The 16,727-nt window shown below is 51.2% G+C and carries 12 protein-coding genes; 4 read left to right on the forward strand and 8 right to left on the reverse strand.

The window, feature by feature from the left end:
* Positions 1–134: 134 nt before the first annotated feature.
* On the forward strand, positions 135–3,452 hold the full coding sequence (locus D4L85_RS21495; protein ID WP_119756233.1) for a SusC/RagA family TonB-linked outer membrane protein: 3,318 nt from the start codon (positions 135–137) through the stop codon (positions 3,450–3,452).
* A gap of 28 nt (positions 3,453–3,480) precedes the next feature.
* Positions 3,481–5,082 carry a SusD/RagB family nutrient-binding outer membrane lipoprotein gene (locus D4L85_RS21500; RefSeq protein ID WP_119756234.1) on the forward strand — a complete coding sequence of 534 codons (1,602 nt, stop codon included), beginning with the start codon at positions 3,481–3,483 and terminating at the stop codon, positions 5,080–5,082.
* 79 nt (positions 5,083–5,161) lie between these two features.
* Here D4L85_RS21500 and D4L85_RS21505 read toward each other — a convergent pair whose 3' ends face one another.
* The 5 genes from D4L85_RS21505 to D4L85_RS21525 all read right to left on the reverse strand — a co-directional run bounded on the left by D4L85_RS21505 (position 5,162) and on the right by D4L85_RS21525 (position 8,331).
* Positions 5,162–5,989, reverse strand: a complete 828-nt coding sequence (locus D4L85_RS21505; RefSeq protein ID WP_119756235.1) for an aspartate/glutamate racemase family protein — start codon at positions 5,987–5,989, stop codon at positions 5,162–5,164.
* A complete protein-coding gene (locus tag D4L85_RS21510; RefSeq protein WP_119756236.1) occupies positions 5,986–6,780 on the reverse strand; it encodes a class I SAM-dependent methyltransferase in 795 nt (264 codons plus the stop codon). The genes D4L85_RS21505 and D4L85_RS21510 overlap by 4 nt, the downstream gene beginning before the upstream one ends.
* Positions 6,777–7,169 carry a DoxX family protein gene (locus tag D4L85_RS21515; RefSeq protein ID WP_119756237.1) on the reverse strand — a complete coding sequence of 131 codons (393 nt, stop codon included), beginning with the start codon at positions 7,167–7,169 and terminating at the stop codon, positions 6,777–6,779. The genes D4L85_RS21510 and D4L85_RS21515 overlap by 4 nt, the downstream gene beginning before the upstream one ends.
* An 80-nt stretch (positions 7,170–7,249) precedes the next feature.
* Positions 7,250–7,831: a Crp/Fnr family transcriptional regulator gene (locus D4L85_RS21520; protein WP_119756238.1), complete on the reverse strand. Its 582-nt coding sequence runs from the start codon at positions 7,829–7,831 to the stop codon at positions 7,250–7,252.
* A gap of 113 nt (positions 7,832–7,944) precedes the next feature.
* Positions 7,945–8,331, reverse strand: a complete 387-nt coding sequence (locus tag D4L85_RS21525) for a DUF5763 domain-containing protein (RefSeq protein WP_160143902.1) — start codon at positions 8,329–8,331, stop codon at positions 7,945–7,947.
* A 262-nt stretch (positions 8,332–8,593) separates the two neighbouring features.
* Between D4L85_RS21525 and D4L85_RS21530 the strand changes: the two genes are divergently transcribed.
* Both D4L85_RS21530 and D4L85_RS21535 read left to right on the forward strand, forming a co-directional pair.
* A complete protein-coding gene (locus D4L85_RS21530) occupies positions 8,594–9,382 on the forward strand; it encodes an alpha/beta hydrolase (protein WP_119756240.1) in 789 nt (262 codons plus the stop codon).
* 581 nt (positions 9,383–9,963) lie between these two features.
* Positions 9,964–11,427 carry a TIR domain-containing protein gene (locus D4L85_RS21535; RefSeq protein WP_119756241.1) on the forward strand — a complete coding sequence of 488 codons (1,464 nt, stop codon included), beginning with the start codon at positions 9,964–9,966 and terminating at the stop codon, positions 11,425–11,427.
* Positions 11,428–11,548: 121 nt separating this feature from the next.
* On the opposite strand, the gene D4L85_RS21540 is transcribed toward D4L85_RS21535, so the two are convergent.
* The 3 genes from D4L85_RS21540 to D4L85_RS21550 all read right to left on the reverse strand — a co-directional run bounded on the left by D4L85_RS21540 (position 11,549) and on the right by D4L85_RS21550 (position 16,701).
* Entirely contained in the window at positions 11,549–12,730 is a 1,182-nt protein-coding gene (locus D4L85_RS21540; protein WP_119756242.1) for an adenylate/guanylate cyclase domain-containing protein, read from the reverse strand.
* Positions 12,731–12,763: 33 nt separating this feature from the next.
* A complete protein-coding gene (locus D4L85_RS21545; RefSeq protein WP_119756243.1) occupies positions 12,764–13,465 on the reverse strand; it encodes a hypothetical protein in 702 nt (233 codons plus the stop codon).
* A gap of 104 nt (positions 13,466–13,569) precedes the next feature.
* Positions 13,570–16,701, reverse strand: coding sequence for an efflux RND transporter permease subunit (locus D4L85_RS21550; protein ID WP_119756244.1), 3,132 nt, complete (start codon positions 16,699–16,701; stop codon positions 13,570–13,572).
* Positions 16,702–16,727 lie beyond the last annotated feature (26 nt).

A 16,727-nucleotide genomic window follows, 5' to 3' on the forward strand; every position in this document is an offset into this window, starting at 1 on the left:
GTTATCGCACACGATGTCACCGTGTGCGGAAACGAAATGATTTTTTTCTTGCGCTTTTAGATTCCTCCTTTTACCTTAGCATTAGGCTGGCACCTCAAATCGGGGTGTTTTATTTAAAACCTAATCCTAGACCTATGAAAAAACGACTACTGTATTTGTCGGTCATTTTTGTGATGATCGGCTTCACCGCCTATGGCCAAACGGTCACCGGAACGGTTACTTCATCTTCGGATGCAAGTGCGTTACCGGGCGTATCCGTGTTGCTGAAGGGCTCAACCACCGGAACCACCACGGATTCCGATGGACATTTCACCATCCAGGTTCCGGAAGGTGATAACAGCGCCACGCTGGTCTTCTCTTTTATTGGATTTGCATCGCAGGAAGTCCAGGTTGGCGGAAGAACAACCTTCGACGTCGCCCTGGAAACGGACATGACCCAGTTGGGCGAGGTTGTGGTCACCGCACTGGGTATCTCGCGCGAAAAGAAAGCGCTGGGCTATGCCACCAGCACCATCAGCTCCGACCAGATCACGGCCGCGGGCAACACCAACTTTGCCTCTGCTTTATATGGAAAGGCGCCCGGGGTTAGAATCACCACCGCGCCCGGCGGTGCCACCAGCGCCGTGAACGTGCAGATCCGGGGCATCAACTCCATCAATGCGAAAGGCAACCAACCCCTCTATGTTGTCGATGGCGTGATGATCCGCAACATGGAGCAGTCGCCCACCGGCACCAACAACGGTGGATACTGGGACGACCAGAAGATCCGTGGAAACGGTATTCTCGATATTAACCCGGCCGACATCGAGTCACTCAACATCCTGAAAGGCGCCAGCGCCGCCGCCCTTTACGGGTCGGAAGCTTCCAACGGCGTGATCGTGATCACGACGAAGAAAGGCACCAAGCATAATGGTCTTGGGGTAGATTTCAATTATAATTTTACCGTGGAAAAGGTGGCTTTCACTCCCAAGTATCAAAACACCTATGGCCCGGGCTACGACCGGGAAACCAACACCACGGCATTTGGCGCCAATGAAGAAGGCTTTATCCCGACCGATGTCGATGGCGACGGCGTGAACGAAACCGTTCGCCCCATCTTCCGCGCATGGGCTCAATTCGGTCCCCGCATGGATGGCCGCCAGGTTGCATGGTGGGATGGCAGCACAAGGGCGTATTCCGCGCAGCCGGACAACTACAAAGATCTTTATCGCACGGGCTCAAGCTCCAACTTCAACATTGCCGTATCGAACAGCACCGATCGCGGTTCTTTCCGCCTCTCGTATACCCGCCTGGACTATAAAGGCATCTCGCGCGGTTCAGACCTGGGACGGAACACCTTTAACTTGAACAGCACCGTGAAGCTGAGCAATAAAGTATCGGCCGACATCGTGGTGAACTATATCAACAACAAAATTCACAATCGCCCCGAGCAGATCAACCGACTCGCAGCCAACTACGGCGGCTTCTTCAGCCGCGCCGACTACATGGATGTTTACCTGAACAAATACCAGACTTCGCAAGGCTATAAATATGTTACCTACGATCAGCCGCAGAAAAACCCTGCTGAGGCGATCAAGTATAACATTCGCGCCGTCGATTTGCTGGAATACCTCTGGAGAAACGTGCGCGACAACGACGACGAATACCAGGACCGCATCATTTCCAGCACCACGCTGAATTATGAGATCGCCAAAGGACTGAAGCTGAGAGGCCGCGTGGGTAACGATTTTACCAGCGTGCGCAACGAGATCGAACGACACAATGAATATCCCACATCCTTCAACACGTCGTCGTCAACCGGAAGTTATTCCTTGTCGACAGGCCGGTATTCTATTTTTTACACCGATGCGCTCTTGACCTATTCGAAGGACCTCAACCAAGACTTCGCATTTTCGGTGATGGGCGGCTTCCAATCGCGTTCGCAAAACTACATCGATCAGAAATCGAGCACGGAAGGTGGCTTGGTGCAGGAAAACTGGTTTAGTCTCAACAACTCCTATGGCGTGAAGTCCACTTCTTCGGCGCGTACGAAGGCCACCATGTATGCCTACCTGGGTATGGTGAACTTAAGCTTTAAAGAATACCTGTATTTAGAAGCCACGGCGCGCCAGGAATATACCTCCACGCTGCCCCCCGGCCACAACGGCTATTTCTATCCCAGCGCTAACCTTGGCTTTGTATTCTCCGATGCATTCCAATTGCCGTCTTTCATAAGCTTGGGTAAGATCCGCGTTTCGCAGGCGCGCATTGCCAACGGCTCGTCGCCCTATGCGGCCAACATTGTATACTCGCAGCAGACACTCGCCACCACCCAAGGTACGGTCACCCAACTGCAGGCCGCCAACAACTATGGTAACAGCAACATTGCGCCGGAGCGCAAGACGGAAACGGAGTTGGGCTTGGAAATGGCTTTCTTCCAAAACAAACTCGGCCTCGATGCCACGGTTTATAAGAACACCATCAAAGACCAGATCATCGATCAAAGTCTTGCGCCCAGCAACGGTGCTTCGTCGGTGTTGGCCAACCTGGGCGAGTTGTCGTCCAAGGGCATTGAAATCGGGTTGTCGGCAACACCCTACAACAGCGGCAATTTCCGTTGGGACACGCGATTCAGCTTTGCGAAAAGCGTTACCCGTGTGATGAAGCTTGCTCCCGGCATGGATGAAATGACGTTCTACAATGCCGATGCCGGCGCAGTGCTCATCAAAGCGAAGGCAGGTGATGTGCTGGGCGACATCTATACCCACACACGCGATAAAGATAGCAACGGTAACTACATCATTAACAGCGACGGATATTACCAGATGTCCACAGGCAATAACTATGAAAAAGTAGGCAACGTGTTGCCGAAAGGCGTAGGCGGATGGTCGAACACGTTGACCTATAAAGGCTTCGGGCTCAATTTTCTGATCGACTACCGTTATGGTGGACAACTGGTTTCGGCTCCTCACTTGTATGCCTATGGTGCCGGCATGTACGAAAGCACCATGCAATACCGCGATGCCGCGCACGGCGGATTGTCGTACAACGTCGACGGTTCCGGCAACAAAGTGCTGGCCACCAACGGTCAATACAACGACGGCCTTATCCTTGATGGCGTAACGACCACCGGTGAGAAGAATACCAAGATCTTGGATGCAGCCAACTATTACATCAACTCATACTACTGGGCTTCCGGCTGGTATGAGAAAGAAGGCGTGCTGAAGAACGACTACATCAAGATGCGCGAAGTGTCGTTGACCTATAACTTGCCGAGAAGTATCGCGCAAAAGTTGCGCTTCCAAAACCTGAAAGTGTCGGTCATTGGCCGCAACCTGTTCTACTTGTACAGGACCATGAAGGATCTCGATCCTGAAGTAGCCATCGGATCCAGCTGGCAACGGCAAGGCATCGACGAAGGCTCGCTGGCAGCGACACGCAGTCTTGGCTTCTCTCTCAATGGCAGCTTCTAATCCATCCCATCAACGAAATCATTAGCATATGAACTTACAAAAATATATAGCGGGAATTATCGCTGCCGCTTTTGTCGCGGCGTGCGCAACCTCGTGCCAGGACCGGCTCGAAGAACAATATCAAAATCCGGAGAAAACCACGAATGCCTCCATCGACAAATTCTTCACCAAGATGCTCGACAACCGCCGTGTGCGTGCTGACTATTGGAACATTCGTACGCTCCTCGTCATGCACCCCGCCGTTTACACCAACATCGTGAGCTATCCCAACACACCGAAGCGTTATCAGGAACAGTTGAGCTACCTCAACGACTATTGGAAAGATTATTTTACGCCCAATGGCGATGGCGTGGCAGGCATCGTACCCCACATGCGTGAGATCGAGAAACAATACGCCACCCTGTCGGCTGAAGACAAGGTCAAGGCCGATGTATTCCTGAATGCGGCGCGGATCGTTTATTATGATCAGACCTCGCAAGTGGTGGACTTGTTTGGCGACATTCCCTTTTCAGAAGCGGGCATGCTGAACCTTACAGGCGAAACCAAGGCGCCAAAGTTTGATAGTGCGGATGAAATCTACAATGCGCTGATCGCAGGCTTGAAGGAATCCGCTGCCTATTTTGCAACGGCTAGCCTTGACCCGCTGGTTGCCTCCTCTTTTGGAAAACAAGATATGTTGCTTCAGGGAAGTTTGGATAAATGGGAACGCTATGCCAACTCGATCCGTCTCCGTTTGTTGATGCGCATTTCTTTCCAGAATGAACAAAAGGCCAAGACCGAGATCCTGGAGATGCTGAATGCGCCCGGTGACTATCCTTTGGTGGACGAAACCACAAACAACATCTTACTATCGCCGTTGACCACCTATACCGATTACATGCGCAACGCCGTCACGGAACTCGAGTCGCACCTCGCCCCGGAATACCTGATGGAAAATGTTCTGAGACCGGCCAACGATCCCCGCATCCGCGTGCTGTTTGATAAGAACGTGAATACGAAAACGAAAGTACCGAACGCAGACTACTACAGCATGCCGGCGAACATTCCTTCGACCGACCAGGAAACCAATATCGCAGCGGGTAAGTATGCTGTTCTGGACTCTACAACGTTCATGTTCAACACCAAATTCCCCGGTATTGTGATCACCGCCGCCGAAGTGAACTTCATCAGGGCAGAGGCTTTCGAACGCTGGGGAAGCACGGCACAGGCACAGACTGCCTATGAGAAGGCCGTCAAGCAAGCCGTCGACTTTGTTTTTTACCTCAACAATGTCGGAGCGACCTTCAGGGGTGTGCCCGCGGAAGACGCACTCACACCCACCGAAGTCTCTGACTTGCTGGCAAGCGCCACCGTGGCCTACACCGGAACGACAGACGAAAAGCTCGCGAAGATCTGGACCCAAAAATGGGTGGACTTCGGCTTCATGCAGTCCATTCAGGGCTGGTCGGAAGTGAGAAGGACAAAATATCCCCAGCTCACGTTCGTGCCCGACACCGGCACACCGGGCTCGGTCAATCCTCCTTCACGTCTGCTCTATCCCGATTCCGAGAAGGTTTACAACGCCACAAACTACGAGTCGGTGCAATCCAAAGACACCCGCGATACCAAAATATTCTGGGACGTACATTAGTTTTTTTTCATATTGTTTGGGTGGGATTTATTTCCCGGGAGGTTGCGGAAACGCAGCCTCTTTTTTTTTGTATAAGCTATCAGATCATGGCTTGCTTCACCGCGGCCTCCGCCAGTAATTGAATGGGATGAACAAAGCCGACACTGTCCAGATTTTCTTTTAATAAAAGTGGGATCTCCGTGCACCCGGGAATGATGCCGTCGACATTTTGCTTGCGCAACTGCGACACCACCTCGAGCGCAACGGCATGATCTTCGGCGGTGTCGCGCCCTTCCATGACCCGCATGATGGAGGCATCCAGTTTTTGTTGCAACGCTTCATCGATGGTCGCGGGGATCAATCCCAGGGCCTTAAACTTTTGAATGTATACCATCGCATTTTTAAATCCGGCCACACCCACCGTGCGCCAGTTCCGTCGCGCCACTTCTTGCAAGGTAACGTCGATCATACTCAATACCTTTCTCCCCGAAGCTTCTTCTATTTCCTTTTGAACGAGGTGTGCACCATTGGATGCGATGATCATAAAGTCCACCACGGCACCCAGTTGCTTGGCAAGCTCCAACAGTTCGGGATCAGGTTGGAGGGGGAACACGAGGGCATCACCTTTCACCACAAACGGCGGACGGCGGTGATAGGCCACGAGGAGCGGCGGGTACCCGCTGTTGATCTGGGGAGGGATCAGTCGTTGCGAGGCAAGATGGATCTGCGCCTCCAGGTCGAGCGTGGCTTGTGGTCCCAGACCACCCAGTATGCCGATGGTCTTCATGCCGCCCGTGCCCGGCGCTCTCATGTTTGGGTTGGGTTGAGTGGCGAATGAATGGGCAGCGGGCAGGGTGAAACACGCCATGCCCAGTGTGCTGATGAGCTTGCGACGGCTTAGGGTATTTTGTTTTTTGGAGGTGTTCATTTCGTTTTCTTTTGAGCGTGAAGGATCAATCGGGGTGACGTGGCAACGTCGTAGTCGTTCAGTTGGTAGTCGCCGAATACGGTGAGCAAGATCAAACCGTGCACTTCAAAGAGGACTTGAAAATCGTTCAGTGAAAGTTTGGCTACCCGTTCGGTGTATTCGAAAGGTCCGTCGGCCTGCAGGTTGTCGATCACGATCTTTTTATAGAAATGCTTCTCGTCAGCATGCCGGCTGATGTGATAGGCGACACCGTCGATCTCTTTTTCTTCGCGGGGCACGAGGTGCGCTTCAGAATAAGCCACATTCAGGTAGTCCATCACTAGGATGCCACCCGGTTTCAGTGTGTTCGCAATATTTCGGATCACGTCGTGGTTCTCGGCATCGGTGTCGAAGTAGCCGAAGCTGGTGAAGAAGTTGAAGACATAATCGAAGTAGCTTGCCCCAAAGGGCACGCGCATATCGTGGCGATAGAATTGGAGATTGGTGGTCTCATATTGCCGCGCCGCCTGGATGCTGGACCCGGCCAAGTCAAGACCGGTGACACTGAATCCCTTCGAAGCCAGAAACTTGGCATGGCGACCTGCGCCACAGCCGAGGTCGAGCATGCGGGCCGCAGGTTCGGGCTGGAGCTTGTCCAGCAACTCGTTTATAAAATCCGCGGCTTCCTTTTGGCTGCGGTGTGCATAGAGTTGGTGGTAGAAGGAGGAGTCGAACCATTTCTTGAACCAACCCGCAGGGGCGGCGTCAACTTCGTGCGCGAGGTTTTTCAAATTTCCCAGGTTGATCTTCATCGCGCAGCTTCGGTTAAGGATTTAACATCGCGACTAGCCGTGGACTTGAAAAGGTTTGCCTGTCGCACATAGGCGGCCACCCACACGCCGCTGAGAATAATACCCGGAGCAAACGGCACCGTTCCGTGCGACAACTCGACGGTCATAGCACCGCCGAAATATCCGGTCAGCAACAGGAACCCGATGGGCATCGATCGGTTGAAGAGAAAGAGTGCCACAAACAGCAGCTCCGTCATACCAAGCCAGGGCAGGTAGGGCAGAAGTCCGATTTGTGCATAGAGGTTTACTAAAAATGGTGCAGCGGCCAGTTTCATGATCGCGCCACCGCCGATGATCACGGCCATCAGAACCGACGGCGTCCAGGAGAGGAATTTTTTTCTTTTGTTCATAACTGTTTGATTTTTGAACAAAAGTATCGGCGCGTCAGGGCGTCGGCATTGATCTATATCAAGATCGAAGGGAGTGAGGGCTAGCGCTTGCGAGACTGAAGCTTGCGAATGCGGCTGAGGGTTTCCGGTGTAATGCCCAGGTAGCTGGCCAACATATGTTGTGGCACGCGCACGGCGATGGAAGGGTAGCTCTTTATAAAATCGTCGTACCGCTCTTCGGCGGTGGCGGTGAGCGAATTGATGATGCGGGTGTCTTTGGCGGTGGCGCGCTTTTGTATGCCGGCCTGGAACGACTTGGCATAGCCGGGAACTTTGTCCATGAGCATGAGGTGTCCGGAGAGATCCATTAACAACACGTCAGAGTCTTCAATGGCGTCGATAAAAAAACTGGCGGCGGTATCGGGATTCATGCCCGACTTGTCGCTAACCCACCAATTTTCGGGAGCAAACTGGATGATGTGTTCTTTGCCTTTGTTGTCGATCACATAGCTTCTCAAAAAACCTTTCGCCACAAAAGCACCCACCCGCGCGGCATCTCCCTCGCGCAGCAGGAACTCACCCTTCTTCAAGGTTCTGTGCGTCACCACCGAGGCAATGGCGGCTTTGTCGTCGTCCGAAAGGGGGAAGCGTTGTTCGAGGTAGGCGAAGAGGGGTTCGTACATCAGGGTTGCTAACGCATAACAGAGGCTTGAGGTTGGTTCCCGCAGTGTTGGGATGTGCAAGGGGCGTCAACATTTTGTTTACAGTCGGCCGACGTGCTCTTTTGAAAGTTGGGTTACTGGTGCTGCCAGCATCGTCCATTCGAACTCGCCGCGCGTTTGCAGCGCGTGCCGGCTTTTGTTGTGGCAGTGCACTGTGTTGACGCCTGTTTTTCGTTTGTTGTTGAATCTGTCTTTGCGGGGAGATCCGCTGCAGGCAATACCTGTGCGTCGGGCCGGCAAACGCTACAGGCGGTGTAGCCACGTTTCCTGGCTTCACTCAGTGTGATGGGAATCTTGCTGGAGTGCAAGTGCACGCATGAACCCTCGTGATATTTTTCTCCGGTTCGTGTGATAAAAACAGATTGTGCTTTGGAACCCGTTGTCGCCGCCAGGAACAAGAGCCAAAGCGTGATGCGGACAAAATGCTGGCGGGATATTTTTTGGACAACGGTGTGATGCATATGCATTCGGATAGAACTTACGTATTCTAAGATAGCGATAAATTTGACGAGGTATTGCGGGCTTCGAAAAAGCTATTATTCGAAAGGCATATGCGTTCGCCTGGTTTCATCCTTCTTCGGGAATTGGGGGCAACGCGAGGGGTAGCTTGTTTCCCTGCAATTCGAAATGCTGAGGGCCTGAGTGCCGCTGTGATTTTGGAGCGAAAATGATAACTATTGATTATCTTGTTGTACTCCTTAATCATCCCAAACCAACCCGCATATGGCAAAAAGACCGATCGTTTTCATCCACGGGCTTTGGATCCATGCCAGCTCTTGGCAACCCTGGATGGACTTCTTTCAACAACATGGCTATACTCCTCTGAATCCGCCGTGGCCGGGCGACTCCGACACCGTAAAAGCTTGCCGCGCCAATCCGCAGATGATCGCCAACCGGGGCGTCACTGAAATTGCCGATGGTTATGCAAAAGTGATCGCCAAACTCGCAGAACCACCCATAGTTATCGGTCATTCTTTCGGGGGACTCCTGGCGCAAGTGATCTTGGGTCGTGGCATAGCTGCCGCGGGCATCGCGATCGATCCCGCACCGATGAAAGGCGTGCGGCAACTACCTTTCTCGGCCCTGAGAGCATCGTTCCCGGTGTTGGGCAATCCCTTCAATTTTAAAAAAGCAAAGTCACTCACGTTTGGCCAGTTCACTTACGGGTTTGCCAATGCTCTACCCCAAAAAGAAGCCAAGGAACTTTACGACCGCTGGACCATTCCCGCCCCATGCCGCCCGCTCTTCCAGGCTGCCACGGCAACCTTCGCCGGCAACCAAACAAAAGTAAACACGGCGAACACTTCACGCGGCCCGTTGCTGATCACCGGGGGCGAAAAAGATCACATCGCACCGCCTATACTGGGACAGGCGGCCCTTAAGAAATATCCGCCTTCGGTGAAGACGGAGTTCAAACTGTTCGAAGGCCGTGGACATTCATTGATTGTTGATCATGGATGGAAGGATGTTGCCGAGTACTCGCTGGCATGGTTGAATGAGAATGGATTTTGATCAATCGCCTGATCTATGCCTGTCCCAAAGTGGTTTGTCTTTAGTACACTGATATAGACCAAACAATCTTTGAGTGTGCTCCGGCGAGTATCTGGTGCTTATTAAATTTTATTTGTGATTCCACCATCGTAAAGTAGAACGTTGTTCTTGAACAACTTCATCCAGTCGTCCTTTGTTTGGGACGATGGGCTCTCCAACATTTCTCGAACGAAAGTTGAAGAATCGTTTTTACATTGGAGTTGGCGCTTAGGACAACGTTTTTGGTAAAATTAGAATAAATTTTTACTTTAGTTCAAGACTCCATGTCCCACCTGATCCAATCGATCGTAAGCACACTTGGAATCTGAAATGTTAAATAGGTGATTTTTGATAATACTCTGCCTGAACAAAGAATAGCAATCTTGTGTGCTTTGATGGTAGTGTTCTCACGGTCAAATTCATTGATGTAAGGAACGCATATGGCTGGATTTCAATGATCTAAATTTCGTGAGACCATGATGCAATTATGTTTGGACAATGAGTTTGGAAAAAGGATCAAGTAAGAAAACAATTCAAATAAAATCATAACGTCCAAAGAAATCATGTCAAAGTCAAAAGTTTTTATAGGATCTTCTGTTGAGGGAATAAGCGTGGCTTATTCAATCCAGGAGAATTTGAAACATGCTGCGGAGGCTACCGTATGGGATCAGGGAGTTTTTCAGTTATCTCAGACCGCAATAGAATCTCTTATTACTGTACTTGATAATTCGGATTTTGGGGTATTTGTATTTACACCAGACGATATTTTAAATATCCGAGGAAAAAAAAATTTAGCAGTTAGGGATAATGTTTTATTTGAGCTGGGACTTTTTATTGGAAAATTAGGGAGAAACAAATGCTTCATAGTCACTCCGGACAAACCCGACATTCATTTGCCTACTGATTTGCTTGGGGTAAATATTGCAAAATACGAATCCAATAGAAGTGATAAAAACTTGCAGGCGGCCACTGGTGGCCTATGCCATAAAATCAAGGAAGCAATCGGGAAGACTCCCAGCCGTGTAACGGTTGTACAAAATGAACCAGAAACTGAGTTTAAAAATGATTCAAAGACTGTTGAACGTGAGACAAGCTGGTTTGGTCTAGCTGACGAAAAGAAATATGATGAAGCTATTTCTGTTCTAAAAAATAAAATTAATAAAGAGAAGGATGCTTTAGAGAAAATTAACCTTAAATCATGGCTTTGTTATGTGGAGTTTTGCAAGGAACCAGTTAATGGTCGAAAACAGTTTGAGAAATTAATTGCCTCCACACCGGGATCAAATATTCCATATTTGAGATTATCTCAAACATTTTCTTGGCAAAAGAATTATTATGATGCCGTAAAAATTGCTGACGAGGGATTGCGGAACTCTGAAAAGAAAATCAGTCTTACCGTTCAAAAGGCGAAGTGTTTAAGTGCGATTAATAAAAAAGAAGAGGCAATGAAACTTTTGGAGGAATATTTTGCTATCTCGAATGAGCCATTAATAGCTTTAGAGCTGTCAAAAGTCTATATAAAATTGGATAAGAAGGAAGAAGCAATAAATTTACTAAATTCTTCGATGAGAGCCTTTCCTGGTGATGAGGAGGTAATTTCTGAATTTGCTGCTCTTGCCCAGGATCTAGGTCTAACTAAACTTAGACTCGTTTTATATAGTAAGCTTGTGTCATTGGATGAATCCAATGCTACTTACTCTTGCCATTTGGGGAATTGTTATTATGATTTAGATTTATTTGATCTTGCATTTGTCGCTTATGATAAAGGCTTAAGTCTTTCTAAGCATGACAAACAAGGGTGGATTTTGGCAAATATGGGTAATCTTTATAGTAGCAAACAACTTTATCATCAAGCCGATGTTTTTTTGAAGGAATCACAAGGCATTGAACCGGATTCAGAGTATACCTTAAAAAGGCGCTCAGAAGTGCAAAAGGCCATAGAAGAAGAGGATAAGATTCTTCAAGGTTTTTTAACGGAGGGTCTAGAAATTTTGAATAGGGAAAGGATAACTATTGATAAACCGTAAATGGGGTTTTATTTTTGATTTAAACATAGTCGACGGTTGAAAAAATGCCGAGATATCCAAACTTCGAACACCATTGTGAATCATCCATCCAGGTAGTCTTCAGACTGTCGATACCGCCACTCTATAACAATCCATTCAACCAAAAATAAAACGGTGCTACCTTCGTTTTCGTAGGCGTAATTTTTTGAAGTCTGTTTTTCGTCGACCTCATGTCCATCCTTGGCGGCTTGCTAACGCCATACAACCGCACCTTCCGATCTTTTCCCCGCAACAAATGCTCACCCAGATCCACATAGCCGAAAGGCATCGTCACCTGCTCCATAACCTCCCCGGACACCAGCAGGTCGCGCCCCAACACATTACACTTGCCCTGTATGCGGGAGGCTGTGTTGATGGCGTCGCCGTGGAAGGCGAGGGTTTTGTGCGTGACGCCCACGGGGGTGCGCACCACTTTGCCGTGATGGATGCCGGCTTTGAATTGGGGGACAAGCCCATAGTGTTTCCGGTAGTAGCCGGCGCGTTGTGCCAGGAGGTCACGGAAATGGAAGAAGTGTTGGATGGCGTAGAGGAAGTTTGCGGGAGAAGTTCTCCAGGTAAATACGGCTTCGTCGCCGATGTATTGGTAGATCTCGGCGGCGGTTTGTTTGGCGGCTTTAGTCATGTCGGCAAAACAATCCTGGATGAGGGCGCTGTATTTTGCGTGTCCCAAGGTTTCGGCGTGTGTAGTCGATCCTTTCATGTCGAGGAACATGAAGATCCGTTCTTCTTCCACGCCTTTGGTCTGGGGTGAGAGAATATGGAGCAGGTTGCTGGTTTGTATCCACGCTGCGGTCAGTTTTGAAAGCTGCAATAGGAAAGTGATCAGCAGTATGTATACGGCCATCACCACCAGGTTGGTATGCATCAGCGAAAGCGACAGGATTTTCACCCCCGACGTCTTCCCCAGCAGCAAGGGCACCAGCACCGAAGTGAGTGCCAGGCCCAAGCAGAGGTTGGCGAGGCCTTTGACGAGCACGCGCCGGATAAACCCCGGACGCCTGAACCACGCATCAAAGCGCACATCAAACCAACTGAAGACCAACCCGTCGATCACCCCCGAGAAGGCGACGACCAAAAACAAGTTGCCATGATCGACCTCCGGCGTTAACAGGCGTAACAAAGGCGCCGTTGTTCCATCGGCAGCCGTCTTATACAAAGCGTTGCCCAGGCCCCAAAGTTTGATGGCGACAAACAGCACCTTGGCAAAACACCAGGTAACGGTGTGGATCGCAATCCACTTTCTATTTTCATTCCAGAAGCGCATGAGGTCTTTTTTAAATCGTGAATTAGGATGAGATCAAGCCGCGGAATGGTCTGAGTAAGCATAGCCCGCATCGTCGTTCGCCGATGTCCGACGTTGGTCCGGGTGTACCCATTCAAATCCCATCCAGGCCTGGGCGAACGCTACGCCGCCGAGTAGGGTGAGGGAAACGAGGTTGCTGTGATGGTCGAATACGTAAAATGAAACGAGCCCGATAACCAGGGCCAGTACAAAGCCCGCGATCATGATCCATAAGGGGCGCTTCGAAATGACGCCTTGCTTGTTCAACCCGATCGTCAGCAGCAATGTGCCGATGAAGAAGGGCAGGAGCAGCGGGACGAGAAATATCAAACCGCCGGTTTGCATGAAGGCCATCACGCGCACGACATCTTCTTGAACGTGTACCGTGTTGTCGGTCATATAATAGGCCAGCAAGTGAAAGAAGGCGTCGGCACACAATCCCATGGCACCGATGTTCAGCAGCACGATGCCGGTGAGGGTCATTTTTTTGTGGTGAAGAAAATGCTGTGACAACAGGCAAAGGGCAACCGAGAAGAGTATGGATGAAACAATTTGTGTGATCACCGAATTCAGCACGTCGTTGCGCGCCGCTTTTACGATCTGCAGAATGTGCGCCGCGTCGGTGGTGCCGGGATCGGGCATGAAAAACCAGCCTAGCCAAAAGGTGACGGCGGCCATCACGAGCAGGTAGCCCGCGGTTTGAATAGATTCGTTCATGGTCTTGATCTTTAGAAGGATATGTTATTTTTTAAAATGACCATCCTGCATGAAAGCGTTGATGCTTTTAACCAGGATGATCATGGTTTTGAAATGGCTTTATGTTAAAGTATGGTTACAGAGGATGCCAATGCGGGTTCTGCAATCGGTGCGGCCGGTTTGGTGAACCGGGCTTTCACCCGGTCAACCAAATAATACATCATGGGCACAATGAAGACAGTGAGCATCAGCGAAGAGAGCAGACCGCCGATCATGACGATGGCCAAACCGTTCTTCCACTCCGAGCCGGCGCCTTCTGCGAGCGCAATGGGAAGCATGCCGATCACCATCGCGATGGTAGTCATCAGGATGGGACGCAACCGCGCCTGACCGGCGTCGATGAGGGCGTCGAAGGTGCTTCGACCCTCTGCTTTGCGCTGGTTGGTAAAGTCCACCAGCAAGATGCCGTTCTTCAACACCAGGCCGATCAGCATGATGATGCCCAGCATAGTGAAGATGCTCAGCGTGCTCATGGCGAGGTTCAGCGCGATGAGGGCACCGATCAGGGCCACCGGCACCGAGAACAATACCACGAACGGATAGATAAAGCTGTCGTAGAGCAACACCATCACGAGGTACACCAGCAGGATGGCCGTCGCCAAGGCCAGCCCCAGCGCTTTGAACGAATCCACCTGACGTTCCACATCACCGGTCCATTTCATTTCCACCGCAGCGGGTAGAGGATGAGCTGCTACAGCGGCGTTGATGTTTTCGGCCAGCGTTCCGGACGTGATGCCCAGTACGTTGCTTTTCAGCGTCACCGATGTACGGCGATTTTTTCTTTCGAGCATCGACGGCCCGCTGCTTTGTTTCACCGTGGCAAATTGTGTGAGGGCGATCTGTTCGCCTTTGCCGTTCACGAAACCGATGTTCTCCACGTCGGTGGGATTGCTGCGGTCGAATTCATCGAGGCGCACGTTGATGTCGTACTCGTTGTTTCCTTCGCGGTACTTGGCGTCGGTGTTGCCGGCGTAGGCATTTTGGAGCGACGCGCCCACCTGGCCAACACTCAGCCCAAGCCGGGCCATCTTTTCGCGATCCAGCTCGATGGTCAGTTCCGGGCTACCGTCTTCCACGCTCACCGACACGTCGTTCGCACCGGGAATGTTTTTGATGAGTTGCTCCAATTGTTTGGTGGCCTTCATCAATTCAACCTTGTTCTCGCTGTTCAACACAATTTGAATAGGCTCCTCCGATTTCGTAATACCAATGACGGTAGAATTTACCTTCAAACCTTCGTACGTAGCTTCCAACGCCTTGCGGACGCGGAGCATAAACGCGGCCGTGGTCTCGTTGCGTTTCTTGGCATCAACCAACCCAACCGTCATCTCCGTTTTGTTCTCGCTGCCCACGGTCGACATCATACCCGAGGTGCTTGCGCCGCCCACGTTGGCCAGCACGGTTTCCACGCCGGGTTGTGCCAGTAGATAATTTTCGATGGCGCGCGAGCGGATGTTGTTTTCCGTCAGTGCTGTGCGCTTGTCAAATTCAAATTTCAACAGCAGTTTGCCACGGTCGCCCGAAGCCACCATTTCCTGCCCGAGGATGCCGAGGCTCATCACGTAGGCCGTGGCTCCGAAGGCAGCAAGAATAACGAGCCCGGTGATGAGCTTATGCCGCAGGGTCCATTTCAGTTGATGCGTATAACCATCAATGACGCGGGTGACGATCGATTCAAAGCCCAGCAGTACTTTGTGAAACAAATTGTTGGGATTGAGGTGCGTCACCTTGCCAAAACGGGAAGCGAGCCAGGGCGTCAGCGTGTAGCACACGAAAAGGCTCATCAAGGTGGACACCACGATGGTGACCGAATACTGCCGCAACACATCGCCGATCACGGTGTTGATCAACGCAATGGGAAGGAACACGACCACGTCCACCATGGTGATGGCCATAGCCGAGAAACCGATTTCCTTGCGCCCGTCGAGCGTGGCTTGCACGCGGTCCTTGCCCATGTGCAAGTGACGGTGAATGTTCTCGAGCACCACGATGGAGTCGTCTACCAGGATGCCGATCACGAGCGACATGGCCAGGAGGGTCATCAGGTTGAGTGAATAGCCGAACAGGTACATCGCGATGAACGTCGACAACAACGAAGCGGGGATGGCTACCAGCACGATGAGCGAGTCGCGGAAGCTGTGAAGGAAAAGCAACATGACCGCGGCTACGAGAATGACAGCGATCGCCAGGTCGTGTGTCACGGCGTCGGCAGCTTCGAGTGTAAACTCGGAGGTGTCGTCGGCAATGATGATCTTGACACCTTGTGCGGCGTATTTCTTTTCGATCGAGGCAATCTTGGCGTGAACTTCTTCACTGATCTTCACGGCGTTGGCATCGGTTTGTTTTTTGATGCTGATGGCAATGCCTTCCTGTCCGTTGAAACGGCTCACCGATTCTTGTTCGCGCGTGCCGTCCAATACATCGGCCACGTCAGCCACCCGCACGGGACTACCGGCGCGCGTGGCAACAATAAGGTTTTCGATCTGCGTAATCGAGCTGAATTTTCCGGCGAGGCGCACGGTGATCTGATCGTCGCGTCCTTTGATCTTGCCCGTAGGAAAGTCAAGGTTGGCGTTGTTCACCGCGTCGGTCACTTGCGATAGGGCCAGGCCGTAGTGGGCCAATTTATCTTTGTCTACTTTCACCTGGATCTCGCGCTTCTGTCCACCGAGCAAACGGGTCTCACCGATGCCTTCGATTTGTTGGATCAGGGGCAAGATCTCGTTTTCCACCAGGTCGTAGGATGCTTCTGCACTCATGTCGGCCACCACCATCAGGTCCATGATCGGTTGATCGCTGGGCGACACCCGGGAGATAGATGGCGTCTCGGCATCGTCGGGCAGATCGTTCAAGATGTTGTTCAGCTTCCGCTGCGCTTCTTCTTGTTTGGCTTCGGTGTCGGTGCCCACGCTAAATTCCACGACGATGACGGAGACCCCTTCGAAGGATTGGGACAAGACGCTTTTCACGCGGTCAAGTCCCGAGACCGCGTCTTCCACTTTCCGGGTCACCGACTGTTCCACTTCTGAGGGCGCGGCGCCGGGATAAGGTGTGGTGATCACCAGCGTAGGCACTTCCATGGGGGGCAAGAGCTCATAACGCAGCGTGGTATAGCAATAGAAGCCGCCGAGCATGAGGATCGTGAAGATGACGATGATCACCGACGGCCTTTTGATGGATATTTCTGTTAAGTTCATATTGAAAAAAGAAGTGAGTTGGTCTT

The sequence above is a fragment of the Chryseolinea soli genome, from assembly GCF_003589925.1.
GTDB classification, from domain to species: domain Bacteria; phylum Bacteroidota; class Bacteroidia; order Cytophagales; family Cyclobacteriaceae; genus Chryseolinea; species Chryseolinea soli.

Excerpts from the sequence above, each read along its gene's own strand:
- D4L85_RS21550 (WP_119756244.1), bottom strand. The coding sequence starts at position 16,701 with ATGAACTTAACAGAAATATCCATCAAAAGGCCGTCGGTGATCATCGTC.
- D4L85_RS21535 (WP_119756241.1), top strand. The coding sequence starts at position 9,964 with ATGTCAAAGTCAAAAGTTTTTATAGGATCTTCTGTTGAGGGAATAAGC.
- D4L85_RS21505 (WP_119756235.1), bottom strand. The coding sequence starts at position 5,989 with ATGAACACCTCCAAAAAACAAAATACCCTAAGCCGTCGCAAGCTCATC.
- D4L85_RS21545 (WP_119756243.1), bottom strand. The coding sequence starts at position 13,465 with ATGAACGAATCTATTCAAACCGCGGGCTACCTGCTCGTGATGGCCGCC.
- D4L85_RS21515 (WP_119756237.1), bottom strand. The coding sequence starts at position 7,169 with ATGAACAAAAGAAAAAAATTCCTCTCCTGGACGCCGTCGGTTCTGATG.
- D4L85_RS21495 (WP_119756233.1), top strand. The coding sequence starts at position 135 with ATGAAAAAACGACTACTGTATTTGTCGGTCATTTTTGTGATGATCGGC.
- D4L85_RS21540 (WP_119756242.1), bottom strand. The coding sequence starts at position 12,730 with ATGCGCTTCTGGAATGAAAATAGAAAGTGGATTGCGATCCACACCGTT.
- D4L85_RS21500 (WP_119756234.1), top strand. The coding sequence starts at position 3,481 with ATGAACTTACAAAAATATATAGCGGGAATTATCGCTGCCGCTTTTGTC.
- D4L85_RS21525 (WP_160143902.1), bottom strand. The coding sequence starts at position 8,331 with ATGCATCACACCGTTGTCCAAAAAATATCCCGCCAGCATTTTGTCCGC.
- D4L85_RS21510 (WP_119756236.1), bottom strand. The coding sequence starts at position 6,780 with ATGAAGATCAACCTGGGAAATTTGAAAAACCTCGCGCACGAAGTTGAC.
- D4L85_RS21530 (WP_119756240.1), top strand. The coding sequence starts at position 8,594 with ATGGCAAAAAGACCGATCGTTTTCATCCACGGGCTTTGGATCCATGCC.
- D4L85_RS21520 (WP_119756238.1), bottom strand. The coding sequence starts at position 7,831 with ATGTACGAACCCCTCTTCGCCTACCTCGAACAACGCTTCCCCCTTTCG.